Source organism: Lentzea sp. NPDC058450 (genome assembly GCF_042721395.1).
GTDB lineage: Bacteria > Actinomycetota > Actinomycetes > Mycobacteriales > Pseudonocardiaceae > Lentzea.
Genome location: NZ_JBHXLO010000047.1, coordinates 47,414 through 70,557 on the forward strand (window position 1 = coordinate 47,414; position 23,144 = coordinate 70,557).

General features: G+C 69.4%; 21 protein-coding genes and 1 tRNA gene. 12 read left to right on the plus strand and 10 right to left on the minus strand.

From position 1 onward, the window contains the following. Window positions 1-10: 10 nt before the first annotated feature. The 4 genes from ACFWNN_RS42525 to ACFWNN_RS42540 all read left to right on the plus strand — a co-directional run bounded on the left by ACFWNN_RS42525 (window position 11) and on the right by ACFWNN_RS42540 (window position 8,253). Window positions 11-949, plus strand: coding sequence for an AAA family ATPase (locus tag ACFWNN_RS42525; RefSeq protein WP_382445670.1), 939 nt, complete (start codon window positions 11-13; stop codon window positions 947-949). Continuing rightward, a complete protein-coding gene (locus tag ACFWNN_RS42530; protein ID WP_382445671.1) occupies window positions 939-1,883 on the plus strand; it encodes a hypothetical protein in 945 nt (314 codons plus the stop codon). The genes ACFWNN_RS42525 and ACFWNN_RS42530 overlap by 11 nt, the downstream gene beginning before the upstream one ends. Continuing rightward, window positions 1,880-4,504 (plus strand): hypothetical protein, encoded by a 2,625-nt coding sequence (locus ACFWNN_RS42535; protein ID WP_382445672.1) that lies wholly within the window; start codon window positions 1,880-1,882, stop codon window positions 4,502-4,504. The genes ACFWNN_RS42530 and ACFWNN_RS42535 overlap by 4 nt, the downstream gene beginning before the upstream one ends. 131 nt (window positions 4,505-4,635) lie before the next feature. Next, the gene (locus ACFWNN_RS42540) at window positions 4,636-8,253 is read left to right on the plus strand and encodes an NACHT domain-containing protein (RefSeq protein ID WP_382445673.1); all 3,618 of its coding nucleotides are present in this window, start codon (window positions 4,636-4,638) and stop codon (window positions 8,251-8,253) included. 451 nt (window positions 8,254-8,704) lie between these two features. Here ACFWNN_RS42540 and ACFWNN_RS42545 read toward each other — a convergent pair. The 6 genes from ACFWNN_RS42545 to cmk form a co-directional block, all read right to left on the minus strand. Next, window positions 8,705-8,778: transfer RNA gene (locus tag ACFWNN_RS42545), tRNA-Pro, on the minus strand. A gap of 173 nt (window positions 8,779-8,951) precedes the next feature. Then, window positions 8,952-9,794, minus strand: coding sequence for a sensor histidine kinase (locus ACFWNN_RS42550; protein WP_382445674.1), 843 nt, complete (start codon window positions 9,792-9,794; stop codon window positions 8,952-8,954). Between the two features lie 266 nt (window positions 9,795-10,060). Then, window positions 10,061-10,693 (minus strand): response regulator transcription factor, encoded by a 633-nt coding sequence (locus ACFWNN_RS42555; RefSeq protein WP_285647320.1) that lies wholly within the window; start codon window positions 10,691-10,693, stop codon window positions 10,061-10,063. A 94-nt stretch (window positions 10,694-10,787) separates the two neighbouring features. After that, a complete protein-coding gene (gene der / locus ACFWNN_RS42560) occupies window positions 10,788-12,209 on the minus strand; it encodes a ribosome biogenesis GTPase Der (RefSeq protein ID WP_382445675.1) in 1,422 nt (473 codons plus the stop codon). Next, entirely contained in the window at window positions 12,206-12,838 is a 633-nt protein-coding gene (locus ACFWNN_RS42565) for a lysophospholipid acyltransferase family protein (protein WP_382445676.1), read from the minus strand. The genes der and ACFWNN_RS42565 overlap by 4 nt, the downstream gene beginning before the upstream one ends. Beyond that, window positions 12,835-13,521, minus strand: coding sequence for a (d)CMP kinase (gene cmk / locus ACFWNN_RS42570; protein WP_382445688.1), 687 nt, complete (start codon window positions 13,519-13,521; stop codon window positions 12,835-12,837). The genes ACFWNN_RS42565 and cmk overlap by 4 nt, the downstream gene beginning before the upstream one ends. Window positions 13,522-13,658: 137 nt before the next feature. Here cmk and ACFWNN_RS42575 point away from each other — a divergent pair, with 137 nt between their 5' ends. Together ACFWNN_RS42575 and ACFWNN_RS42580 are read left to right on the plus strand one after the other, a co-directional pair. Further along, window positions 13,659-14,570, plus strand: a complete 912-nt coding sequence (locus tag ACFWNN_RS42575; RefSeq protein ID WP_382445677.1) for a hypothetical protein — start codon at window positions 13,659-13,661, stop codon at window positions 14,568-14,570. 70 nt (window positions 14,571-14,640) lie between these two features. Beyond that, window positions 14,641-15,081, plus strand: a complete 441-nt coding sequence (locus ACFWNN_RS42580; RefSeq protein ID WP_382445678.1) for a pyridoxamine 5'-phosphate oxidase family protein — start codon at window positions 14,641-14,643, stop codon at window positions 15,079-15,081. A gap of 17 nt (window positions 15,082-15,098) precedes the next feature. On the opposite strand, the gene ACFWNN_RS42585 is transcribed toward ACFWNN_RS42580, so the two are convergent. After that, the gene (locus ACFWNN_RS42585) at window positions 15,099-16,112 is read right to left on the minus strand and encodes a hypothetical protein (RefSeq protein ID WP_382445679.1); all 1,014 of its coding nucleotides are present in this window, start codon (window positions 16,110-16,112) and stop codon (window positions 15,099-15,101) included. Between the two features lie 89 nt (window positions 16,113-16,201). Here ACFWNN_RS42585 and ACFWNN_RS42590 point away from each other — a divergent pair, with 89 nt between their 5' ends. Continuing rightward, complete coding sequence (locus tag ACFWNN_RS42590; RefSeq protein WP_382445680.1) at window positions 16,202-17,122, plus strand: homocysteine S-methyltransferase family protein; 921 nt, start codon at window positions 16,202-16,204, stop codon at window positions 17,120-17,122. On the opposite strand, the gene aroH is transcribed toward ACFWNN_RS42590, so the two are convergent. The 3 genes from aroH to ACFWNN_RS42605 all read right to left on the minus strand — a co-directional run bounded on the left by aroH (window position 17,112) and on the right by ACFWNN_RS42605 (window position 19,019). After that, window positions 17,112-17,474, minus strand: a complete 363-nt coding sequence (aroH, locus tag ACFWNN_RS42595; RefSeq protein ID WP_382445681.1) for a chorismate mutase — start codon at window positions 17,472-17,474, stop codon at window positions 17,112-17,114. The two genes, ACFWNN_RS42590 and aroH, sit on opposite strands and share 11 nt — an antisense overlap. A gap of 34 nt (window positions 17,475-17,508) precedes the next feature. Further along, window positions 17,509-17,835 carry an STAS domain-containing protein gene (locus ACFWNN_RS42600; protein WP_382445682.1) on the minus strand — a complete coding sequence of 109 codons (327 nt, stop codon included), beginning with the start codon at window positions 17,833-17,835 and terminating at the stop codon, window positions 17,509-17,511. Between the two features lie 83 nt (window positions 17,836-17,918). Beyond that, window positions 17,919-19,019 carry a DUF1015 family protein gene (locus ACFWNN_RS42605; RefSeq protein WP_382445683.1) on the minus strand — a complete coding sequence of 367 codons (1,101 nt, stop codon included), beginning with the start codon at window positions 19,017-19,019 and terminating at the stop codon, window positions 17,919-17,921. 18 nt (window positions 19,020-19,037) lie between these two features. On the opposite strand from ACFWNN_RS42605, the gene ACFWNN_RS42610 reads away from it, so the two are divergent. The 5 genes from ACFWNN_RS42610 to ACFWNN_RS42630 all read left to right on the plus strand — a co-directional run bounded on the left by ACFWNN_RS42610 (window position 19,038) and on the right by ACFWNN_RS42630 (window position 22,683). Beyond that, the gene (locus tag ACFWNN_RS42610; RefSeq protein WP_382445684.1) at window positions 19,038-19,511 is read left to right on the plus strand and encodes a cation:proton antiporter regulatory subunit; all 474 of its coding nucleotides are present in this window, start codon (window positions 19,038-19,040) and stop codon (window positions 19,509-19,511) included. Between the two features lie 26 nt (window positions 19,512-19,537). After that, the gene (locus ACFWNN_RS42615; RefSeq protein WP_382445689.1) at window positions 19,538-20,689 is read left to right on the plus strand and encodes a cation:proton antiporter; all 1,152 of its coding nucleotides are present in this window, start codon (window positions 19,538-19,540) and stop codon (window positions 20,687-20,689) included. A gap of 63 nt (window positions 20,690-20,752) precedes the next feature. Beyond that, window positions 20,753-21,919, plus strand: a complete 1,167-nt coding sequence (locus tag ACFWNN_RS42620; RefSeq protein ID WP_382445685.1) for a S8 family serine peptidase — start codon at window positions 20,753-20,755, stop codon at window positions 21,917-21,919. Continuing rightward, window positions 21,916-22,137 (plus strand): hypothetical protein, encoded by a 222-nt coding sequence (locus ACFWNN_RS42625; RefSeq protein WP_382445686.1) that lies wholly within the window; start codon window positions 21,916-21,918, stop codon window positions 22,135-22,137. The genes ACFWNN_RS42620 and ACFWNN_RS42625 overlap by 4 nt, the downstream gene beginning before the upstream one ends. Window positions 22,138-22,230: 93 nt before the next feature. Then, window positions 22,231-22,683 (plus strand): DUF6319 family protein, encoded by a 453-nt coding sequence (locus ACFWNN_RS42630; RefSeq protein WP_382445687.1) that lies wholly within the window; start codon window positions 22,231-22,233, stop codon window positions 22,681-22,683. The last annotated feature ends 461 nt before the right edge of the window (window positions 22,684-23,144 follow it).

Sequence of the window (23,144 nt, forward strand, 5' to 3'; positions counted from 1 at the left end):
CGTCTACCTGATGACCGACGAGCTGACAAGGGCAGTCGAGGTGGCGCTGGCCACGGGAAGACCGCTGCTGCTGCGTGGCGAGCCAGGCTCGGGGAAGTCCTCGCTGGCGCCGTTCTTCGCCCAGCGGGAAGGATGGCGGTTCTGCAAGCACGTGGTCACAGCGCGAACGCAGGCGCAGGACCTGCTGTGGAACTTCGACAGCGTGCGGAGGCTGGCCGACGCGCGGTCTCGCCAGGTGGACGGCGAACCGTGGCAAGACTTCCGCTACGTAGAGCCGGGACCGCTGTGGTGGGCGTTCGCACCGGGTTCCGCCAGGCGACGCGGCTCGACGCTGTCCGAACTCATGCCGCCGGAGCTCTACGCGGCCGATCCCCGCTGGAAGGAGAACGAGACACGGCGGCAGGATCGCGCGGTGCTGCTGATCGACGAGATCGACAAGGCCGATCCCGATCTGCCGAACAGCCTGCTGGTGCCGCTCGGAACGGGTGAGTTCCAGGTCGCCGAGACCCGGCGTACCGTTGCCAAGGAACCCGCTTCGCCCGAGTCCGGCGACCTGTCGTCGTTCGTCCGACCCGGCTTCGCCCATCATCTCGTCGTCGTCACCACGAACGAAGAACGTGAGCTGCCACAGGCATTCTTGCGCCGCTGCGTGGTCACGTGGTTGTCCGAGCCGTCGGTCACGCGTCTCGTGGAGATCGCCTTGGCTCACCAGGAGAAGAGAAGCGGCGGCGTAGGGGCCGATGACGAAGTGCTCGCGACGGCACTGGCGAACGCGCTCGACGAAGCGCGCGCCGACGCGAAGAGCAAGGCCCGCAGGCCACCGAGCACCGCCGAGTTCCTGGACGCGTTCCGTGCCTGCCGCGAGCTCGAGATCCGGCCGCACAGCGAGGGATGGCACCACGTGGAGCAGCTCACGCTGAGAAAGACGAGGCCGGACGATGCGCGGTGAGATCTGGTTCGGTGACCTGGTGCGTGCCGTCGCCGTCCTGGGCGCCACCGACGATCCGGCCGAGGTTGAGCAGGTGGCGCGGCTGCTCGGTCTCACCGGCACCGACGCGCCCCCGAAGGGACCGGGCACCGGGGACGATCCTGCGGCTCCACCCGTTGCGGAACCAGGAGAGGTGAAGGCGGCCGCCCGCTCGTCCGGCGAACCACCGGCACCGGAGCGGTCGCCTCCGCGACCGAGGACGCCGTCCTCGGTCGTCGTGCGTGAACACCACGAGGTCGTCCCGCTCACCGAACGGGACTGGGCGGACGCGGTCCCGCTGGAGGTGCCCACACAGCGGCACCGCTCCGCGCGGCCACCTCATCACCGGCTGCTCCCGCCGAAGTCGGAACGCGCGATCCTGCAGGCGATCCTGTCCCACCGAGTACCGGACGGACAGATCGACGTCCCGCGGCTGGTCGACATGGTCGCTCGCGGCCGTCCCGTCCGGACACTGCCGAGGCTTCAGGTGCCCACGATGAGGTTCGGAGTTCAGGTCCTCGTCGACATGAGCCCGGCCATGGATCTCTTCGCCAGGGACCAGGACAGCCTGGTCGAGCAGGTGCGCGGACTGGTGGGCAAGCACGCAACCGACACCCGGAACTTCGTCGCGTGTCCCCTGCGGGACAAGGGCTACCGGCCGCCCGCACCCGGTAGCCGCGTCCTCGTCCTGTCCGACTTCGGCATGGGCGGAAGGCCGCTGACGCCGGAGCGGTGCCGGCCACGGGAGTGGGAGGCCTTCGTCCAGCTGCTCCGCTCGCACGAATGCTCGCCGGTGGGTCTGGTGCCGTTCCCGGCACGACGATGGCCGTCCTGGCTCGTCGCGCTCCTGCCGCTCGTGACCTGGGACCGGGAGACCACAGTCAGCCGCGCACAGGTGAGGATGTCGCGAGGATGATCAGCGAGCGACTGAGCGCCCTGCTCCGGGAGAACGCCTTCACGGACCTTCCGGCCGAGGCTCAGCTGGCCGTCGCACTGAGCCCGGCGACCAGGATCGAGCCGGAGCTGATCCGCGCGGTACGTCTCACGACGCTGCCCAGGCTGGACGTAGCCGTCGAGTCGGATCTGTGGTTCAGCGACTGGGTGGGTTCCCGCAGCACCGGTAGCGTCGTGCTCCGCGCCGAACTGCTGGCCCCGTTGCGCGCCGTGCTGGTCGGCCACCTGGCGGAGCACGAGGACGATCCGCTGCACCAGGTGTGGTCCGTGCTCGCCGCCGCCCACGACGACTGCCTGACCCCCGCGCTGCGCCTCGAAGAACGGGTCACCGAGCTGGCACTGACCGGCGGGGACTGGCAGCCCGCGCTTCGGGGCGTGCTGCGCTCGCTCGTCGAGGAACGCAGGGCGGGTATCGCCGACTGGACGTACGGTGCGTGGCTCCGGCTCCCGGACGAGGTGCTGAACAGCTCGATCGCCTGGCTGATCGGCCAGGCCGCGAAGGAGTTCGCGGACCAGGACCACCTGCCGCGAACGGTGCCTGCGGACCTGCGGGCCGCCGACGTGCGCCTGATCGCCGATGTGGTCGGCACACGCCACCTGCGCGTCACGGCCGAGGACGGGAAGCTCGGCGTCGGCGGGGAACCCGCCGACGGCGATGCCTCCATCGAGGTGGTGAACACCGATCCGGCGGTGGTCGACATCGTGCACCCGGACGGCGAGGAGACCACGATCCTGATCCCCGCCGACCGGACGGTCTGGTCGCCTGCCGGCGGTGCGCAGTTGTCGGCGGGAATCAGGCCGCCCGTCGAGTTCGTCGAACGGGGCGTTGCGACGCTGCCCAGCGTTCTGCTCTGCTGGGCGGACAGATTTCCGCCCCGCGATCAGGAAGCCGACCTTGACTCGCTCACGGACTGGCTCACCTCCGCCGACCCCGTCGCCCTGCGGCTGCTCTACGGCGGCACCGGGGAACGTCAGCTGGCCAACGCCCTGGCGGCCGTCGCGCGCCGGACAGGCTGGACCGTGCGCCGTGAGGACTTCAAGTCACCGCCGGGCAACCGCACGCTCGTGATCATCGAGACAGCGCTGCGCATGACGCCCGACGAGCTCGCCCATCTCGTCACTGCGGGTGGCACTCCTCTCCGGGTGCTGGCGCTCGACCAGACCGCCTCAGCGTGGTGGGAGGCAGCCACCCACCGGCTCGCCGAGGCCGGTTGCCACGCGGTGTCACAGCAGCGCCTGGGTTCGGTCGCCGCACCGGTCGCCGCGTTCCGAACGGCCGCGGCCGAGTTCGCCGGCCTGCTCGGGCTCCCCCGGCCCGACCGGCGGCCGCAGGCACCGATCCCGCGATCGATCGAAGGGATACACAGCGCGGCACTCACCTTCGTGCTCACCCGCGGACAGGGTCAGGACGCCGACGACCTGCCCGATCTCGAGGCCGAGGCCTGGCAGGCACACTCCCGGCTGGGGCCGCTGATGATCGTGGCCACACTCCTCCACCCGCTGGATCGAGCCGAGGCCACCACGCTGCTCTCCACGCTGAACATCGGTACCAGCGAGCTGCTCGACCAGTACGAGCGGTGGTACCCAACATCGCGGCACGGCGTCGTCGCACCGATGCGTCCCCGCCATCTGGCTGCGGTCATGCTCCGCAAGCTGCTGGCGGGCGAGAACTGCCTCGGAGTGCCAGGCGCCAAGGCACGATCGCTGTTCGACCGCCTGCGGGGGATGGACTCGAAGTACGCACGCCGGGCGATCTACGCGGCCGCCACCCTCGCACCAGCACAGGAATTGTTCGACCTGCTGGCGGCCGAGCACTCCGGCCTGCTCATCGACGCGCCGAACGCCGTGCTGGCCGAGTTCGCGACCCACGCGACCGCTGGCGCCCTGACAACGCTCTGGAACCGGCTGAGCCGTGGCTGGAACAACGACCTGGGCATCGCGATGGTCGCCGAGCGGATCATCGGCACGGGCCGGAGCGACGACGTCCACGGTCGCCGAGAACTGGCCCGGCGCTATACCGCTGCAGGCCTGGCGGACCGCGCGGTCAGGGCCACGACCGAGCTCGTGAAGACGATGCGCCTCAGGGCCGCGGCACATCCGGAGTCGTACCAGGCGCTGTATACCGAGGTCCTCGGCGACCACAGCCGCAACCTGTTGCAGGTCGGCAAACAGCAGGAGGCCGTCGCGGCCGCGCACGAAGCGGTGCGGCTCGCCCAGGACCTCGGCCAGTCGAAACTGACCGTCCACCGCCGAAACCTGGCCACCGCCCTGCTTCAGTACGGACAGTGGCTCGCAGTCCACGGAAGCGAGCGGGTAGCGGTCGAAACAACCGCCGAAGCCGTGGACATCCACCGGATGCTGGCAGGCCTCGGTGGCTCGCGGTACGACGCCGAGCTCGCATCCGCCCTGCAGGCCCATGGCGGTGTGCTCAGCACGAGCGGCCTGCGCGACCAGGCCATCGACACCCTTCGCGAGGCCGTCACGCTTCTCGAGGACCTCACGACCCAGATGCCGGCGATCTACCACGACCAACTGGGTGCGGCCGCAACGGCACTCAGCAACGCCGAACGCGCGAATCGTTAAGGCTCAACAATACGCCGGAAGCGTTCGGTGCCGACGTGACTCGACGTACGCAGCCGGTTCCTCGTCGAGAACACCGCCGGGCCCGCGAACGTCAACTCAAAGTTCTCGGCGGAGCACGTATTCGATCTAGGATGTTCTCCGACATGTCAACTCATGCCAGCCGCGGCAGCATCGCCGGAAGCACCGGAGACGGCGGTGTCCAGTATCGGCGCGGCGTTGCCGCGTACATCGTGTCGTGTGGGTTCGCCGGAAGACAGTTCTCGCCCATCGCCGAGGCCGGCGTGTCCCTGGGCGTCCGGGTGGTCGCCTTGGAGACGAATGACGCCGTCGACGACATCCGAATCGAACTCGACTCCGACGTGATCGCCCTGGTCCAGGCCAAGCGGACGCTGGCCAAGGGCCGGGCGCTGCGCGAGGTCGTCAAACAGTGGGCTGATGCCCATGAGCGCGGTTTGAACCCGGCCACGCATCGGCTCGTCGCCGTCAGCGGAGAACTCGAGGGGCCGACCCGGCACCTTCCGGCCGCGTTGCACCGACTCCGGCTCCCCGTGCCCGGATCTCTGACGTCGGCCGAAGCCGAGATTGTCGAGCACGTCAAGGAACTGCTCACCGAGCACGGTGTAGCTGATCCTGGCCAGGTTCTCAGGTGCGCGTTCATCTGGAAGCTCGCTGTCGAGGAACCTCGGCACAAAGACGCGGAGATCGGCATCTCCTACTTGCAGCAGGTGGTGGACGGCAAGGCTCAGCTCGCCGAAACCGCCTGGACGCAGTTGGTCGACGTCGTCGGAGAGGTGGCCAGGCTCCGCGGCGGTCTTGATCTCGCAGGCTGGCACGCCGAACTGCGCAAGAAGGTCGTCGAGTTCACGATCGTCGGCTCCACGCCGGCCGCGCGGTTCGAGAGGACGAGTCAAGTACTCGACCGCTACCGGGAACGGGTGCGCCGTGACGGTGCATGGCTTCAACTGCTACCGCTCGGCGCGAAGATCGGCCGTATCCGCGTCGACGACGCGGATGCTCGAATCCCGGTGGCGCTGAATCCCGACGATCACCGTGAAACCAGCAAGCTCCTGTGGGCGTTCCTGCGGCGATCCCGGATGGTGCTCACCGGCCTGCCAGGCGGAGGTAAGTCAACGGAACTCGGCGTGGTGGCAGCGCGCCTGTGTGATGTCCCGGATGCCCCGCTACCGCTCCGAGTCTCCCTGAGATCAGTGAACAAGGGCGATCGGTCGCGCAGCTTTCGTGATCGCCTGCTCGACGTCGCTGTGCGCGACACCGAGGTCTCGGACCGGGCGGCTCTACGCGATGAATTGGAGCGTCGTCTCACCTCTGGTCAACTTGCACTGCTGCTGGACGGCCTTGACGAGACCTACGACGACCGCTCTGAGGTAGTCGCCGAGATCGACCGATTCCTGGACGACGTCTCTCCCGACACCTTCGTCCTGCTGGCGACGCGAGATGTTGCGTACAGCGATGCGGCAACGCTGGAGTGGCCAAGTGTGCGGCTGCTACCGCCTCTTGAGATCGAGCAGACCATGACCGCGATCCTGCGCAAGGCCGCCGGGCGCGAGCGCGACAACCCGGCGGCCTGGGTGGCCGCGCGGTTGCACTGGGTCATGAGAGTGCTGGAGGAGAACAAGACCCTGCGAGAGACGCCGCTGATCCCTGTTCTGCTGACCATCCTGGCAACCAATCGACCGGAGCACCGCCTGCCTGCGCGGCGTGCGTTCGTGCTGACCGAGGTCGTGCGGGATCTGCTGGCGCCCTACGAGCTCAAGCGTGCCAATGGCAAGCCGCTCGGGCAACTGAACGGCAGCCTGCTGAGCCAGGCGTCGACGCACGCGTTCGGCGCCGAAGCAGCTGTGATCTTGAGCCGCGGCGGCCAGATCGACCAGCGTGAAGCAGTCGAGGCGATCGCCAACGAGCTGCGTGAGTTGTGGAATCTCAACCGGTACGAAGCGACGGCAGCCGCTACGGACGCGGTGCGTTTCTTCGACGAGTCAGGCCTCTTCGTCATCTCAGGGGCGGAGGGAACCGTCAGTCCACGCCTCATGCTGTTCGCTGAGGTCGGTGATGCTCTGCGCGTCGCCGATCGGCCGGAGCTCGCAAGATCCTGGGTGCCTGATCGCATTCGCGGACAGCAGCTCGAAGCCCTGATCCTCGCTTCCGCGTTGAGCGAGGAAGTCGTCGCGGTCTTCGTGGAGGAAGTCCAGCAGTACCCCGAAGATCTGTCCCTCGTACGTGCGCTGGCGCGCGCCGTTGCCGAAGGCGCAGCGGTGAGCGAACCTGCGATCCGCTGGTTGTGCGACGTGCTCATCCGCGACATCGCCACCGGCACCGACGATGGCTGGTCCAGCTGGAGCGACCTCTACCGGCTCCCGATGCCCGAAGACGCGCGTGCCGCAGCGGAAAGAGCCGCGAGTACACACAGCTTGTCTCATGCGATCGTGGTCAAGGCCGGGCTGGATCTGAAGTTCGTGGACAGGTCGACGATGACCCAGGCACCGCAGGTCCTCCTCGACGTTCTCGCGCTTCAAGGGCTGCCACGACAGACGGGCAAGAACCGGAAGCCGTTTCAGCCCAGCAAACCTGATCCAGCACTGACCGACGTCCAGGTTGCCGCAGCCGAGGTGCTCCTCGGGGCTGTCCCGGAGGCCACGGCCTTGATCGTCGATCGAGCTTCGATCTTCAAGGATGCGCTGCACCGCCCATTGCAGAGCCTGCTGCTCGATCGCGGATTCCAGGCCGAAGCCGAGGAGGTGAAGACCCGCCTGCGGAGGCAGTTGACCACACCTGGCACCAGCCGTTTTTCGCACCTGGCACAGAAATTGAGGCAATTCGACCGCACGCGAAAGTTCGCCATCCTGCACGTTCTCGCTGAAGGGGAGCAGGCCGAGCTCACGGCCGCTCAGGCAGGCCGGCTCGATGAACTCGCGGATCTGGTGACCCTGCTAGGTCTCGACGAGATCGGGGCCCAGAACCTGCTGTCCCAGCCGGACAACTTCCTGTGGTACCTGGCGGACACGGTTGCCGCCCTGTACGGACTCGACCTAGGCATCGTCGCGACGCAAGCCCAGGTCACATTGGACCGGCTCGACGAGTGCGGTAGCGACGCCCCTTATTACTCCTTGTTCGACCACACAGAGTTCGGCAACGCAGCCAGAAAGGCGCGGCGGCCAGACTGGAGCACGGTCGACGCGGGCGACGCGGCCGAACTTCTCGTGTGGCTGTTCGTTCCCGGCTGGGCGCAGGCGAACTTCGCGTTGAGAACCCTGAGTCTGGCTCCCGCACATGCCGCGACAGTCGCTGTTCCGGCTTTGAGAGACCTCCTACCTCAGCTGGGACACGTCCCTTTCAAGCGACGAGCTGCGGCTCACGCTCTCTGTTCACTGGTCGACGGACCAGAGCCAGCAAGCTGGGTGGAGCACGCCGATCCGAGCATGCGCGCAATCGCAGCGACTCTCATCTGTCCCACGTCGCACACCTTCGAGCGGGACCTGCGCCTGCTGCTAGACGACCCGGACGGCGATGTGCAGGTGAATGCCCTCAAAACTGCCGTAGCCGCAGGAGTAGCGGACCTCGAGGCTTTGCTGCTCGTCACGGCGAACCGCCCCGATCCGATTTGGGTGTGCGAAACGTGCGAGAAGGCGCACGACGGCAACAACACCTGTTCCCAGGTGGGCCCCAGCCCGCAGGAGTTGGCAAGAAAGCTGTTGGAAGACCACGTGGCCGAGCACGCACCGAGGTCCTGAGGCCTTCCTGCTGGTTGCCGGGCAGAAGATTCCGGTGATCAGGAGTACGCGCCGGAAGCATTGGGTGAACAGCTTCTACTGACCTGCATCGGCCTAATCGATGGTGGTTACTTCATCCGGCTAGCTCGGGTCTGCATCGGACCCGTTGAAGCCACGGCGCAGGATCGGAGCGATCAGCACCTCCACATGCCCTACCTAACTTCATCCTGATCTGACGATGCAGTGGACTGGTCAACGGCCAAGCGAACCTGGCCACCGCCCCTGTGGCACGTCCACACGGATCCGCGACCGTCCGAGGAGGCCGGCGAACTGCTGCACGACCACATCACGGGCACCCGGTCCCCAGCTGGTCCCCAACCGAAGATCGTCAGGAACAGCGCTTGATCAATTGAAAAACAAAAGAGCCTCGCTGACCTGGTAAATTCCAGATTAGCGAGGCTCTTTCAGACCGTCGGGACGACAGGATTTGAACCTGCGACCCCTTGACCCCCAGTCAAGTGCGCTACCAAACTGCGCCACGTCCCGGCCACACTCCCGGTTCCCCGGCGTGCAGAAAGAATCCTACAACACCGTGGACGGAGATCAAAAACGGCCCCCACCTAGGGCCTCTAGCTGCGGAAATACGGCGGGGACCCGAAGTTCGGGTCCCCGCGTCCCTCGGTCCGACCGATCCCCCGATCCTCGACCGACACCCAGAACTATGCGGTGGCGGCGGCTGAGGCGCCACCTCCGAAAGTCGAGTCTTGTCCGTCAACCTTCGACTTACCGGGCGGTAGGACCGCGCTGACGCTGAAGCCTCCGTCTGCCCGGTAGGAGGTGGTGAGGGTGCCGCCGGCGAGGCGTACTCGTTCTGAGAGGCCGTGCAGGCCGGCGCCGCCGCCTTCTGCCAGGGACGGGAGGTCGCCTGGGCCGTTGACCACTGTGACTCGTACTGGTGAGGCTCTGTCCACTGTGACTGTCACTGCGGCGCCTGGGGCGTGTTTCGTCACGTTGGTGAGGGACTCCTGGACCACTCGGAACAGGGCTCTTGAGACGGCTGGGGAGAGGTCTGCTTCGCCTGTTTCGCAGAGGGTCACTGCTACGCCTGCTACTCGGGCCCTGTCTATGAGCTCCTGCAGGGACGGGTAGTTGGTGTCGGAGTTGAGGAGGCCCAGGGCCGCTCGCATTTCGGCGAGGGATTCCTTTGCCAGGGCTCGTAGGCGCAGGGCCGTTTCGCGGACTGTGTCGTCTGGGGCGGTGGCGGCGAGGGCTGCTGATTCGACTGCTATCAGGGTGGCGTGGTGGCCTACCGCGTCGTGGATCTCGCGGGCTATTCGGGCTCGTTCCGCGGCACGGGCTGAGGTCTCTTGGGCCTCTAGCTCTGCTGCTCGTGCCCGGCGGGTTTCGTAGAGGGACTGGGTCAGCTCTTTGCGGGTGGTGATCAGGGCGCCGAGGGCTGTGGGGGCTGCTGCCAGGCCGAAGGCGAAGGCTGTTGCCAGGAGCAGTGGGCCTATGGGGATGGCCTGGGTCATCAGGACCGGCGCGATGGAGGCCACTGTCATCAGGAGGACCCAGAAGAGTTGGATCGGCAGGGATTTCTCCTTGCGGCCCAGGCGGTATTGGGCCACCAGCGCCGGGGCCCAGCCCAGGCCGCCTGCTACCGCCGGGACGCACAGGAGGGAGGCCAGCCAGGGCCAGCGCAGGCGTAGTGGGAGCAGCAACGAGGCTGCTACCGCGGTCCAGAGGGACCAGGTGAACGGGCGGTCCTGGGTCAGGAGGACTACGCCTGTGGTGACTCCTACGGTCAGAGTTTCTCGTAGGACCGCCTTCACCAGACGCCTACCTGGTGGGCCACCAGGGCCGCCTGCACTCGGTTTTCCACGCCCAGTTTGGTCAGGACGGTGGAGACGTAGCTCTTGACGGTGGCCTCGGAGAGGCAGAGTTCCTCGGCGATGGAGTGGTTGGAGCGGCCTGCGGCCACCAGTTCCAGGACTTGGCGTTCGCGTGCCGAAAGCGAGTCGAGCTGGCGGTTGGCTCGGAAGCCTCGCAGGCGTGGGAGGAGGCGGGCCGTGATGCGCGGGTCCAGGACGGCGCCGCCTGCCGCCAGGTCTACTACTGCTCGGACCAAGGCTTCGGGTTCCGCGTCCTTCAGGAGGAAGCCTTGGGCGCCCAGGTCCAGGGCCGTGGCCACGTAGTCGTCCAGGTCGAACGTGGTCAGCACGGCTATCGCCGGTGGGGTGGCCCAGGTGCGCAGACGACGGACCGCCTCCAGGCCGTCCACGCCTGGCATCTGCACGTCGACCAGGACCACGTCCGGGAGGTGCGCCAGGGTGGCTTCCACCAGTTCGGCGCCGTCGGAGGCCTCGCCCACCACCTGGACGCGTCCGTCGGCTTCGAGGAGGACTTTCAGGCCCCGCCGCAGCAGGGCCTCGTCGTCGGCTAGCACCACTCGTACGGCCACTGACCCAACCAACCGCACCCCATGCCAAAGGGCAACCAGTCGGCCGGGTCGTCACCCGGAGAAACCACGCGGAGCCATGGCGAACCGCGAGGAACTACTTCTTGCCGGCGCCGGCCTTCTTCTTCTCGCGCACGCGCACGGAGATGCGGACCGGGCTGCCCTCGAAGCCGAACTCCTCGCGCAGCTTGCGCTCGATGAACCGGCGGTACGACGCCTCCAGGAAGCCCGTCGTGAACAGCACGAACGTCGGCGGGCGGGTCGCGGCCTGGGTCGCGAACAGCACCTTCGGCTGCTTGCCGCCGCGGACGGGCGGCGGGGTCGCGGCGATGAGCTCGGTCAGCCACTGGTTCAGGCGGCCGGTCGGGACTCGGGTGTCCCACGAGTTCAGGGCCGTCCGCAACGCCGGCGCGAGCTTGTGCACGGCGCGGCCGGTCAGGGCCGAGATGTTGACCTTGTCCGCCCACGGCACGCGCACGAGGCCGCGTTCGAGCTCGCGGACCATCTCGTTGCGGCGGTCCTCGTCGACGAGGTCCCACTTGTTGAACGCCAGCACGCACGCGCGGCCCGACTCGACCACCATCGTGAGCACGCGCAGGTCCTGCTCCGCCAACGGCTCGTGCGCGTCCAGCAGCACGACCGCGACCTCGGCGGTCTCGATCGCGGACTTGGTGCGCAGCGACGCGTAGTACTCGGCGCCGCCGGAGAACTTCACGCGCTTGCGCAGGCCGGCGGTGTCGACGAAGCGCCAGACCTCGCCGTCGAGCTCCACCAGCGAGTCGACCGGGTCGACGGTGGTGCCCGCGACCGAGTCGACGACCGAGCGGTCCTCGCCGGTCAGGCGGTTGAGCAGCGACGACTTGCCGACGTTCGGCTTGCCGACCAGCGCCACGCGCCGGGGGCCTCCGCCACGTCCGCCGAAGTCGTCGCGCGGGGTCTCGGGCAGGCGGTCGAGGATCACGTCGAGCAGGTCACCGGAGCCGCGGCCGTGCAGGCCGGAGACCGGGTACGGCTCGCCGAGGCCCAGCGACCACAGCGACGCGATGTCGGCCATCAGCCGGTCGTCGTCGACCTTCGAGGCGCACAGGATCACGGGCTTCTTCGAGCGGCGCAGGACCTTCGCGACGGCCTCCTCGGTCGACGTCGCGCCGACCGACCCGTCCACGACCAGCAGGATCACGTCCGCGGTCGCCATCGCGAGCTCGGCCTGCGCGGCCACGGAGGCCTGCAGCCCGACCGCGTCCGGCTCCCAGCCGCCCGTGTCGACCACGGTGAACTTGCGGCCGTTCCACAGCGCGTCGTACGCGACCCGGTCGCGCGTCACGCCCGGCACGTCCTGCACCACGGCCTCACGGCGGCCGATGATGCGGTTGACCAGCGTGGACTTGCCGACGTTCGGCCGTCCGACCACAGCGAGCACCGGCTGCGGCGGCGCTGCTTCCTCGCCGTCACCGCCGTCGAGGTCGTCGAAGGCTGACCAGTCGGCCTCGTCCTCCCAGGTGCCGTCCAGGTCCGTCATCGTCTTCCCTCACTCACACGAAGTCCATCGAGTTCGGCGACCAGTGTCGCCAGGCGATCGCGCACCTGCTCGGTGGCAACGCCGAGTGCCGCCCGACCCTTCCCCTCCGGGAGGTGGAACGGCTCACCGATCAGCACGTCGACCACGGGTCGCCAGCCCTTGGCCTGGTAGGTGCCGCGGCAGGCGATCGGCAGCACCACCGCACCGGACGTCTTGGCGAGCCACGCGGCGCCGTTCTGCGCGCTCGCCACGTCGCCCTCACCGCGCGTCCCCTCGGGGAAGATCCCGATGACGCCGCCGGCCTTGAGCACGGACTGCGCGGCGACCAGCGCCGTGCGGTCGGCCTCACCCCGTTTGACGGGGATCTGCCCGATCTTGCGCAACAAATAGCCGACGACGCCCTTGAACATCTCCTGCTTGATCAGGAACGTCACGCGCCGGGGCAGTGCCCCGAACAGGATCGGCCCGTCAGACATCGAGCTGTGGTTGGCGACGACGACCACGCCGCCGCTCAAGGGTACGCGGTCGGCGCCGTGCACCCGCAGCCGGAACTGCCAGACGTAGGGGTGACGCCCGATCCAGCGTCCGAAGTCGAACAGCCAGGGCACCGTCCCCTCGGGAACGCTCACCCGGTCACCCGCAGCCCGCGCTGCTCCACGAGACCGATCAGCGCGTCGATCGTGCCGGCGAGGTCGAGGTCGGTGTTGTCGAGCACCACCGCGTCGTCCGCGGCCATCATCGGCGACACGGCGCGCGACGAGTCGTACTTGTCACGCCGCTGCACGTCCGCGAGCGCCGCGTCCATAGTGGACGTACGCCCGGCGGCGCTGTCCTGCTTGGTGCGGCGGGCGGCCCTGGCGTCGGCCGAGGCCGTCAGGAAGACCTTGAGCGGGGCGTCGGGCGACACGACCGTGCCGATGTCGCGGCCTTCGACGACGATGCCGCCGACGTGGTCCAGGGCGTCCGCGATGATCGCGCGCTGCTGGGCCACGAGGAGCTCGCGCACGTGCTTCGTCGCCGAGACCGGGGAGACCGCGAGCGACACCTCGGGGCCGCGGATCTCGGCCGCCACGTCGTCGCCGTCGAGGGTGATGCCGGGCTTCTGCGGGTCGGTACCGACCACGAGCACGGTGTTCTCCGCGACCGCGATGACCTTGTCCTCGTCAGCCGGGTCGACGCCGGCGCGCAGGACGGCCAGGGCGATCGCGCGGTACATCGAGCCGGTGTCGAGGTAGCGCGCGTCCAGCGCCGTGGCGACGCGCTTGGCCACGGTGGACTTGCCGGTGCCGGCCGGTCCGTCGAGAGCGACCACACCGCGCAACTGACCCTGGCCCACTGCAGCTCCCCTCGAGACACCCACGGCCCACATTGTGCCTGGTGCGGACGCTCACACCGGCACCGGGACGGTCTGCGGCGGGATCGGTGCCGATCATCCGGAATCATGTCGCGGTGAACTTCGGCAGGTGGCGGCTCGCCATCGTGGCGTTCGTGGTGTTCCTGATCGGCTTCGCGCTCTGGGCTTCCGGCTCGGGCGAGGTCGCGGAGACGGGCGGCGGGATCGCGGGCGTCCTGGGTCCGCCGCTCACGATCGCCGGGCTGGTCGCGGCGGTGGTGTTCGGCGTGCTCGGCCTGCGCGCGAACGCCTCCAGCGCCGCCCGCGACCCCGAGCAGGCGCTGGAGGACCTGGCTCGGCTCGTCACCGGGCAGTGGGAACGGGAGGCGGGGTCGCGCGGCCTCACCCAGGACCTCCCGGACGTGCGCTGGGGCTCGACCGAACGCCCTGTCGCGCCGAGTGCGGCGGACGTCATCGGCCCTGGTGCCGCCGGCAGGCCGCTGCGGCTGAAGCTGCGCGGCGGCGTGGGTGACCTCGCCGACGCGCTGCACGCACTGCCGGCGCACCAGCTCGTGGTGCTGGGCGCGCCGGGGTCGGGCAAGACGAGTGCGGCGATCCTGCTGACGCTCCGGCTGCTCGGCCGGCGCGACCCCGGCGACCTGGTGCCGGTGTTGTTCTCGCTGGGCTCGTGGGACCCGGTCACCCAGGACCTGGACGCGTGGATGGTGCGACGGCTGGCGGCCGACCACCCGGTGTTCCGCGCCCGCGGCGCGCACGGGCCGGAGGTCGCGCGGGACCTGGTCGATCGAGGACTGGTCCTGCCGGTGTTCGACTCGCTGGACGAGGTGGCGTCGAAGGCCGGCGCCCTGCGGGGCATCGCGCGCTTCGTCGGCACGACCAAGCCGATGGTGCTCACGTGCCGTGCCGATGACTACGAGGAGGTCGTCCGGGAGACCGGCGCCCCGGTAGGACGCGCGGCCGTGGTCGAGCTGAAGCCGGTCGTCGCCGGGCAGGTATCGATCGGCTGAATCGGCGAAAGGCGGGGCGGCACGCGGCCGATCTGGTGGGCGCATGAACCGCTCAGTCGAAAGGGTTCCAGTGACCACCACCGAACAGCGCAACGACGTCGAGGCGTTGCTGCACCGCACGTTGGCCGCGCACAAGTCGATGTTCCTCGCCACGGCGGGCTCGGACGGCTCGTGGGTGAGCGGCGTGTACTTCGCCGAGGACGGGCCGCACTCGCTCGTCCTCGTGCTGGAGGAGCGCGGCCGCACGCTCAAGGCCATCAAGGAGAACCCCGAGGTGGCGGTCGTGGTGTCGACCGGGTCGCCGATGGAGCCGTTCCTGCAGGCCCGCGGCACGGCTCGGGTGGTCGACGGGGCCGAGGACGAGGTCGTGCGGCAGCACCTCGTGGCCAAGGTGCCCGAGGCCGGGCCGTTCCTGGCCACGCCGATCCGCACGGTGCGGATCGACGTGCCGTCGTGGCGCGTGACGGACATCCCCAACGGGTGGTTGCCCGGCAAGGACTTCAGCGCCTGAGCGCGAGGCGCCCCGGTCTACGGCCGGGGCTCCGTCAGCCGGTCGAACTCCTCCTCGGAGATCGGCAGGATGGCGAAGCCGAGGCTGATGGGCGGCCGGGTCGGTTGCCAGCCGTCCGGCGTCCAGCGCTCGTAGGTCGACTCCTCGTAGCGGCCGTAGTAGGGGTTGTAGTCGCGCCGCACCACGAAGAGGACTTTGCTGAAGTCGTAGATGTCGTTCCTGGTGGGGAAGACGGCCCAGTAGTCGTTGGCGCGCTTTCCGTACTTGTCGCCGAACTTCTTGAGTCTCGCCTGGGTCGTGGCGAAGTTGCGGGCCCAGGCGAAGCTGAACGCGCTGTGCTCCTGCACCGTCCAGGACGGGTCCACGTGGGTCATCAGGTCGGCCTGGCGCCAGCCCAGGTCGTCGCGGATGTCGTCGCCGGACACCGTGTGGCGCACCAGTTCCTCGTCCCCGGTGGACTTGACCGCGAAGTACCTGGTCCCGGCCGCCTCTCTGGAGCGGATGACCCGGTCGGCGTCCTCGCGGTCCACGGGCAGCACGGCGCCGTTGTACGGCTTCTCCCGCCCGGTCCAGAGGCCGTCGCGCACGTACGTCTCCCACTTGCCGCTCTCGGCGGAGCAGCGGATGAGCGCGAAGGCGCGGTCGACGTCCAGGAAGTCGGACGGGCGCTCGAACTCCGCGAAGTAGTAGTGACCGTCCCGCGGCTCGGCTCTCCGCCTCGCCTCCAGCAGCACGAGGACTTCGGGCGGGTCCACGTGAGGGGTCGACGGCACGGGCGACGCGGCATCGGTGCGCTGCGTCAGGAACTCGACCTCGGCCGGGGTCGCCGCACGGTAGACGTGACGGGCGTCGTAGTCGCGGGCGTCGGACAGGTCATGAGACCACCCCCACGCGCCGTGGCCCTCGTACTTCTCCTCGTGGGCAGGCCGGATGGAGCGGTAGAGACCCTTGGCGTGCGCGATGTCCTTCATCGAGTCGAACTCGTCGAACAGCGCGTAGTAGTGGTAATCGGTCAGAAACGGCTGGACCACCGTGATCACCCCCCAGTGACGATTCCACTTTAGCGGGCGGAACAGGCCGAATCGACGCACACTGGGCCCTCCGGCCTGGAGGCGCCCCGATGACCCAGCTGCCCCAGCTCGACGCCGCGCTCTTCCTCACCGACGGCGGCGCCGAGACCACCCTGATCTTCGACGACGGCATCGACCTGCCCGACTTCGCGGCGTTCCCGCTGCTCGACGACCCCGACGGGCACGTCGCGCTGACCCGCTACTACGAGCGCTACGCGGGCATCGCCGAACGCGACGGCGCCGGCATCGTCCTCGAGACCGCCACGTGGCGTGCGAGCAGCGACTGGGGCGCGCGGCTCGGCTACGACGCACAGCGACTGGAGCAGGCCAACCGCAAGGCCGTCGACCTGTTGCTCGACGTGCGGCAGCGGTTCGCGATCCCCGTTGTCGTCAGTGGGTGCGTCGGGCCGCGCGGGGACGCCTACCGGCCCGAGACGATCATGACCCGGCAGGAAGCGAGGGACTACCACGCGCCGCAGATCAGGACGTTCGCCGACACCCAGGCCGACCTCGTCACCGCCATGACGCTGACGAACGTCCCGGAGGCCACCGGCATCGTCGACGCCGCCCGCGAGGCGAACGTGAAGGTCGTCCTCTCGTTCACCGTCGAGACGGACGGCCTGCTGCCGTCAGGAGACACGCTCGCGCACGCGATTCAACAGGTCGACGAGGACACGGACGGCTACACGGCGTACTACATGGTCAACTGCGCGCATCCCACCCACATCGCGCCCGCGCTCGACCCGGAAGCCGAGTGGGCGCAACGACTCCGCGGCGTCAGAGCCAACGCGTCCAAGCTCAGCCACGCCGAGCTCGACGAGGCCGAGGTCCTCGACCGAGGCGATCCCGAGGAGTTCGCGAACGACTACCGCGCGCTCAGGACGACGCTCCCGGGGCTGACCGTGCTGGGCGGCTGCTGCGGCACCGACCACCGGCACGTGGACGCGCTCAGCCGCGCGTTCAGTGGTTGAGGTCGGTCCTCAACGCCGCCGCCCCGCGCAGGTAGACGTGCTTGATCGACGACCGCGGCAGGTCCGTCTCCACGTGCGCCAGCAACCGGATCACCCGCGGCATCGAGCCGGGCACCGCGATCTCCGTCGCGGACAGCAGCGGCACGTCCGAGAGCCCCGCCAGGCGCGCGGCGTAGGCGGGGAACTCGGACACCAGGTCGGGTGTCGCGGTGAGCACCACGCTGATCAGGTCGTCCGACGTCAACGCGTTGCAGGACAACACCTCCCGCACCAGCTCGGCCGTCGCCTCCAGCAGCAGCTCCCGCGAGTCCGCGTCGATCTGCGTGGCTCCCCTGATCGCTCGCACCGCCATGCCACCGACAGTAGCAGCGTCCTCAGTGGACAGGTCATTGCTCCACAACGATGTTCGGGAACCGGGTCGTGAGGCCGAGCAGGTTCACGACGTAGACCGCCCACCCTCCGCCGACCAGCACGAGCCGCCGCTCCCCCAGCGACTCGGCCGCCTCGATCAGCACCCGCAGCCCGCTCGACCCGATGAACGTCAGCCCGGAGAAGTCGATCACCACGTCACCGGAACCCGAACCCGAGTCCGACGCGCAGGCGAGCGCCAGCTCGGACCGCAGCAGGTCGCAGGTGTTCAGGTCGACCTCGCCGACGAGCGTCACCACCGCGCCGCGGCGGCGCACCTCCAGCAGGCTCGGTCTCGGACTCATCGCGGGCGCCTCAATGGCTCGGGAGCGTCAGGAAACGCCACCCGGCCCGTGCGCCACCAGTGCCGGTCGGCCCCGAAACGCCTCTACGGTGTCAGGTCCGCCAGCAGCAGCCCGCTGCGCGGCTTCGGGGTGAAGTAGGTGCTCTTGCGCGGCATCTTGCGGCCCGACAGCACCTCTGCCAACGGCACGGGTGCGATCAGCAGCACCGCCTCGGCCTCCACGGCGGGGTCCACCACCGGCCGCACGCACGGGCTCTCGGGGTCGAGTCCCAACGCCTCGCCGAGCAGCACCGACTCCACCACGGCGTGGTCGATCCCCCGCCCGGCGGGCAGTGCGACCCGCAGCACCGCGTCGGGGCAGCGCACCACGACCACGCCCGGTTCCGGGTCGACGACGTACGGCAGCTCCGTCACCGTCAGCCCGACCCGTTCCCACGCCGCCACCAGATCGGACGCCGTGAACCCGGTGCCGACGACCGCGCGGTGGATCGGCCCGACGCGCAGGCCGGGCCCGGACGTGACGAGCGCCAGCAGTCCGGCGAGCCCCGCCTCGCGCGCCGCCGCGACCCGGTGGTTGCCGTCCGCGACCAGCAACGGGTGCGCGCCCGCCGCCTGCACGAACCGGTCCTGCAGCTCCCCCGGCCCGACCAGCCACACCCAGTGCCGACGCCCGCCCGAGTCCACCAGCGACACCGCAGGCTCCTCGGTCATGCCGAGCACCAGGTCGGTCAGCCCGTCGTGCGGCGTGATGGGGATCAGCATGGCGGCGCTCGTGGCGATGCCGAGCGACGCGAGCACCTGGCCGCGTTCGGCGACCACGTCCGGGTAGACGTCCTCGGTGTGCTCGATGCCGTCCGGGTCGACCAGGCACAGCAGGCCGCACGCGGTGCCGTCCGGTCCGTCCACCCGGTACGGCGCGACCACGTCCAAGACCTCGCGATATGCCCGGCGGATCAGCGCCGCGAGCTCACCGCGGGCCGCGGGCAGCGCCTCCAGCAGGCCGGTGCCCGCGGCCAGCGCGGCGGGCGTGCGGTGGGGGTGCTGGACGGCCAGCAACGTGCCGTGCGGGGCTCTCGCGAGCGCCCCGATCACCTGGCCGGGTTCGGCGAACTCGTCGACGTCCGGGCCGGGCACGCGCTCGCGTACCACCCAGCCGTGACGCACAGGGCGTACTCGCGATGACATCCCCGTATCATGATCTGTGTGAACGTGGAGATCACGCCCCTGCCGGGCATCGGGACGCGCCAGGACTTCATGATCCGCGCCGGACGTCGTGTCGGCGTGATCACCTACCGCGACGGCAAGTTCGAGCTCATCGTCTCGAAGGCCAACGACCCGGACTCGTGTTCGGCGTCGATACCGCTGTCACCCGAAGAGGCGAGCACGCTGGCGGGCCTGCTCGGCGCGCCGCAGCTCGTCGCGCACCTGCGCGAGGAGACGCGCGACATCGCGGGCATCACGACCAGGCAGCTGCCGGTCACCGCGTTCGCGAACCACACGCTCGGTGAGACCGCTCTGCGCACCAGGACCAGTGTGTCCATCGTGGCCGTCGTGCGCGCGGGCAACGCGCATCCGTCGCCCGGCCCCGACTTCCTCTTCGAAAACGGTGACCTCGCGGTCGTCGTCGGCACCGCGGAGGGCCTCGACGCCGCCGCTGAGATCCTCCACGGCGGTTAAGCACAGTGCACGAGACAACAATCGCCATGATCCAGCTCGGCGCGGTCTTCTTCGGCCTCGGTCTGCTGGGTCGGGTGGCAAGACGCGCCGGCATCTCCCCGATCCCGCTGTACCTGATCGGCGGACTCGCGTTCGGCGACGGTGGGCTGGTGCCGTTACACGGCATCGAGGAGTTCACGCACCTCGCCAGCGAGATCGGCGTCGTGCTGCTCCTCCTGCTGCTCGGCCTCGAGTACTCGGCCTCCGAGCTCACCACGGGCCTCAAGAAGTCCTGGATGGCGGGCGTGCTCGACCTGGTGCTGAACGCGGCGCCGGGCGCGATCGTGGCGCTCATGCTCGGCTGGGGCACGGTCGGCGCGCTGGCGATGGCCGGCGTCACGTACATCTCGTCGTCCGGCATCGTCGCGAAGGTGCTCGGCGACCTCGGTCGGCTCGGTAACCGCGAGACGCCCGTGGTGCTGTCGGTGCTCGTGTTCGAGGACCTCGCGATGGCCGTCTACCTGCCGGTCCTCACGGCCGTGCTGGCCGGCGTGACGTTCCTCGGCGGGCTCACGTCCGTCGGCATCTCGCTGCTCGCGATCACCGTGGTCTTGGTGGTGGCGTTGAAGTACGGCCGGTTCATCTCGGCCATTGTGGACAGTCCGGACCACGAGGTGTTCCTGCTCAAGCTGCTCGGCTCGGCCCTGCTCGTGGCGGGCATCGCGTCGCAGTTGCAGGTGTCGGCGGCGGTCGGCGCGTTCCTGCTCGGCATCGCGATCTCCGGGTCGACGGCCGAGAACGCGACGCGCCTGCTGGAGCCGTTGCGGGACCTGTTCGCGGCGATGTTCTTCGTGGTGTTCGGGCTGAACACCGACCCGACGTCGATTCCACCCGTGCTGGGCATCGCGGTGGCGCTGGCGGTCGTGACGACGGCGACGAAGGTCTTCACCGGCTGGTGGGCGGCACGGCGGCAGGGCATCGGCAAGATGGGCCGCATGCGTGCGGGCGCGGCACTGGTGGCGCGCGGCGAGTTCTCCATCGTCATCGCCGGTCTGGCCGTGGCGTCCGGGCAGGTGAACGGCGACCTGGCCGCTCTGGCCACCGCCTACGTGCTGTTGATGGCGATCCTGGGGCCCATCGCGGCGAAGTACGTTGAGCCAATCGGTGAATTCTTTCAGCGCAGACGGCAAATGGCCTGAAACAAGTGCCCCGATGTGACGACTCTCTAGTGAGAGCTAGACGGAGAGTAGGGGCGAAAAGTCATGACCGAACCCGTAGAAGTGGAGACCACCGGCCGGTTCCTGGTGCTGCTGCAGGAGGACGCCGTCGAAGAGGGGCTGGCCGAGCTCGGCACGATCGCCGGGTTCGACCTCAACAGCGGTGATCTGGACGCGGAGACCGTGCAGGTCTTCCCGGAGCTCGGGGTCGCGGTCGTGTCCGCCGACCCGAACCTGCTCAGCCAGCTGAACGACGCGGCCGACCGTCCCGGCCCGGTGCAGATCGTGGAACCGGAACGCGTCGTGCACGCGTTCCAGGACGACGACGCCGCACCGGCCGCGGAGGACGTGGCCGCGGCGGCGGACGAGTCGGTGCTGACCTGGGGGCTGCAGGCGGTCGGCGCGGACGTCAGCACGGCCACCGGCAAGGGCATCAAGATCGCGGTCCTGGACACCGGCTGGGAGAAGAACCACCCGGACTTCGCGGGCCGCACGATCACCACGCAGTCGTTCATCAACGGCGAGGACGTGCAGGACGGCCACGGGCACGGCACGCACTGCATCGGCACGTCCGCGGGCCCGCGCAAGCCCGCCACGCTGCCCGGCTACGGCGTCGCGTACGAGGCCGAGATCTTCGCGGGCAAGGTGCTGTCGAACGCGGGCTCCGGCTCCGACGGCGGCATCCTCGCGGGCATCGACTGGGCCGTCACGAACGGGTGCGCGATCATCTCGATGTCGCTCGGCGCGGACGTCCCAGCGGGCACGCCGTACTCGCAGATCTACGAGACCGTGGCGCAGCGCGCGCTGGCCAAGGGCACGTTGATCATCGCGGCGTCCGGCAACGCCTCGGCGCGTCCCGGCCGGATCGCGCCGGTGGGCCACCCGGCCCGCTGCCCGAGCATCATCGCGGTGGCCGCGATCGACGTGAACCGCGCGATCGCTTCGTTCTCGTCGGGTTCGGCGGACAAGATCGGCCAGATCGACGTGTGCGCGCCGGGCGTGGACGTGTACTCGTCGTTCAAGCTGCCGGACAAGTACCGCCGGCTGCGCGGCACGTCGATGGCCACCCCGCACGTGGCGGGCGTCGCCGTCCTGATCGCCGAGAAGACCGGCGCGCGCGGCTACGAGCTGTGGGCACGCCTCGTCGGCACGGCACTGCGCCTGCCCCTGCCGTCCACTGACATCGGCTCCGGGCTCGTCCAGGCGCCATGACCACTCCGGTGGACCAGGTGATGGTCTCCGTGACCGAGGGCAGCCTCCCGCAGGTGCTCGACGACCTGCGGGAGGCGGGCCTGGTCGTGGACACGGTCCTGGAGGCGCTGGGCGTCGTCACCGGCACCGCCGAGGTCAAGGCGATCCCGGCGCTGCAGTCCGTCCCGGGCGTGCTCGACGTGGAACGGCAGTGGCGCGTGCAGCTCCCGCCGTACTGACTAGGCTCTGCGCTGACCCCATCAACGGCTGATCGAACACGTGTTCTATGCTGTGCGCGGGGTCACGTCGTTGCGCAGAGAGGAAACCTGATCGTGTCGGACACGCTCACCGAGGTGAAGGCAGTCGAGGAGACCGTCGTGGAGGAGACTCCGGCGGCCCCCGTCGTCGAGGCCCCGAAGCCCGTCGAGGCCACCGAGCCCGCCGAGGCTCCGAAGGCCGAGGCGCCCAAGGCTGAGAAGCCGAAGGCCGGCCGCCCGAAGAGCACGGCGAAGAAGACGCGCACCGTGGAGCTCACGCTCACGGTGACCGCCTCCGCAGAGGGCGAGTGGCAGGCGGACCTGGTCCACGGCACGCAGCGCGTCGTGTCGGGCCTGGTCATCCCGGCCATCGCCGTCTCCAAGGCGGCCAAGGAGCTGCACGAGGACATCGCCGAGGGCATCGAGTCGGTGCTCGAGGCGGCGCGCGACCAGCACCGCACCCGCATGGAGGAGCTGGAGGCCGAGCTGGCCAAGGTGAAGGCCCAGCTGGCAGAGCTCTCGGAGTAACCAGCACCACGCAGACAGGGCGGCCCGCGACGATGCGGGCCGCCCTTTCGCGCGTTCGGGGCAGGTGACGGCAGGCAGGGGCGCGGGACAGGCCAGGGGCGGGACGTGCGGGAGATGCGGGATGGGCAGGCCGGGAAGGGCGGGATGGGCTGGGCAGGGCGGACCAGGCGAGGCGAGGCGAGGCGGAGCGGGGCGAGGCGGAGCGGGGCGAGGCGGAGCGGGGCGGAGCGGTGCGGTGCGGGGCGAGGTAGACCGGAGCGCGGGCGGCAGGGGCGGGTGCGGCACGCCATGAAGGTGGTGCACGCAGACGCGAGGAGGCGAGCCCAATCGGGGCGCGATGCCGAAGGCGAGCCGTCCTTCAACCTTCCTGAGCGAGCGGTCCCGGCGGTGGGGTCCCATCACGAGTCGCACCACAGCTCTTGCTGCATCTGAGGGGTGGGGTCAAATCGACACGCTCTTCG

Bases quoted from the DNA above. Each gene is read 5' to 3' on its own strand.
- ACFWNN_RS42525 (WP_382445670.1), top strand. From the start codon at position 11: ATGACCGACGAGCTGACAAGGGCAGTCGAGGTGGCGCTGGCCACGGGA.
- ACFWNN_RS42530 (WP_382445671.1), top strand. From the start codon at position 939: ATGCGCGGTGAGATCTGGTTCGGTGACCTGGTGCGTGCCGTCGCCGTC.
- ACFWNN_RS42535 (WP_382445672.1), top strand. From the start codon at position 1,880: ATGATCAGCGAGCGACTGAGCGCCCTGCTCCGGGAGAACGCCTTCACG.
- ACFWNN_RS42540 (WP_382445673.1), top strand. From the start codon at position 4,636: ATGTTCTCCGACATGTCAACTCATGCCAGCCGCGGCAGCATCGCCGGA.
- ACFWNN_RS42550 (WP_382445674.1), bottom strand. From the start codon at position 9,794: ATGACAGTGGCCTCCATCGCGCCGGTCCTGATGACCCAGGCCATCCCC.
- der (WP_382445675.1), bottom strand. From the start codon at position 12,209: ATGACGGACCTGGACGGCACCTGGGAGGACGAGGCCGACTGGTCAGCC.
- ACFWNN_RS42590 (WP_382445680.1), top strand. From the start codon at position 16,202: ATGACCCAGCTGCCCCAGCTCGACGCCGCGCTCTTCCTCACCGACGGC.
- aroH (WP_382445681.1), bottom strand. From the start codon at position 17,474: ATGGCGGTGCGAGCGATCAGGGGAGCCACGCAGATCGACGCGGACTCG.
- ACFWNN_RS42600 (WP_382445682.1), bottom strand. From the start codon at position 17,835: ATGAGTCCGAGACCGAGCCTGCTGGAGGTGCGCCGCCGCGGCGCGGTG.
- ACFWNN_RS42605 (WP_382445683.1), bottom strand. From the start codon at position 19,019: ATGTCATCGCGAGTACGCCCTGTGCGTCACGGCTGGGTGGTACGCGAG.
- ACFWNN_RS42615 (WP_382445689.1), top strand. From the start codon at position 19,538: ATGATCCAGCTCGGCGCGGTCTTCTTCGGCCTCGGTCTGCTGGGTCGG.
- ACFWNN_RS42620 (WP_382445685.1), top strand. From the start codon at position 20,753: ATGACCGAACCCGTAGAAGTGGAGACCACCGGCCGGTTCCTGGTGCTG.
- ACFWNN_RS42625 (WP_382445686.1), top strand. From the start codon at position 21,916: ATGACCACTCCGGTGGACCAGGTGATGGTCTCCGTGACCGAGGGCAGC.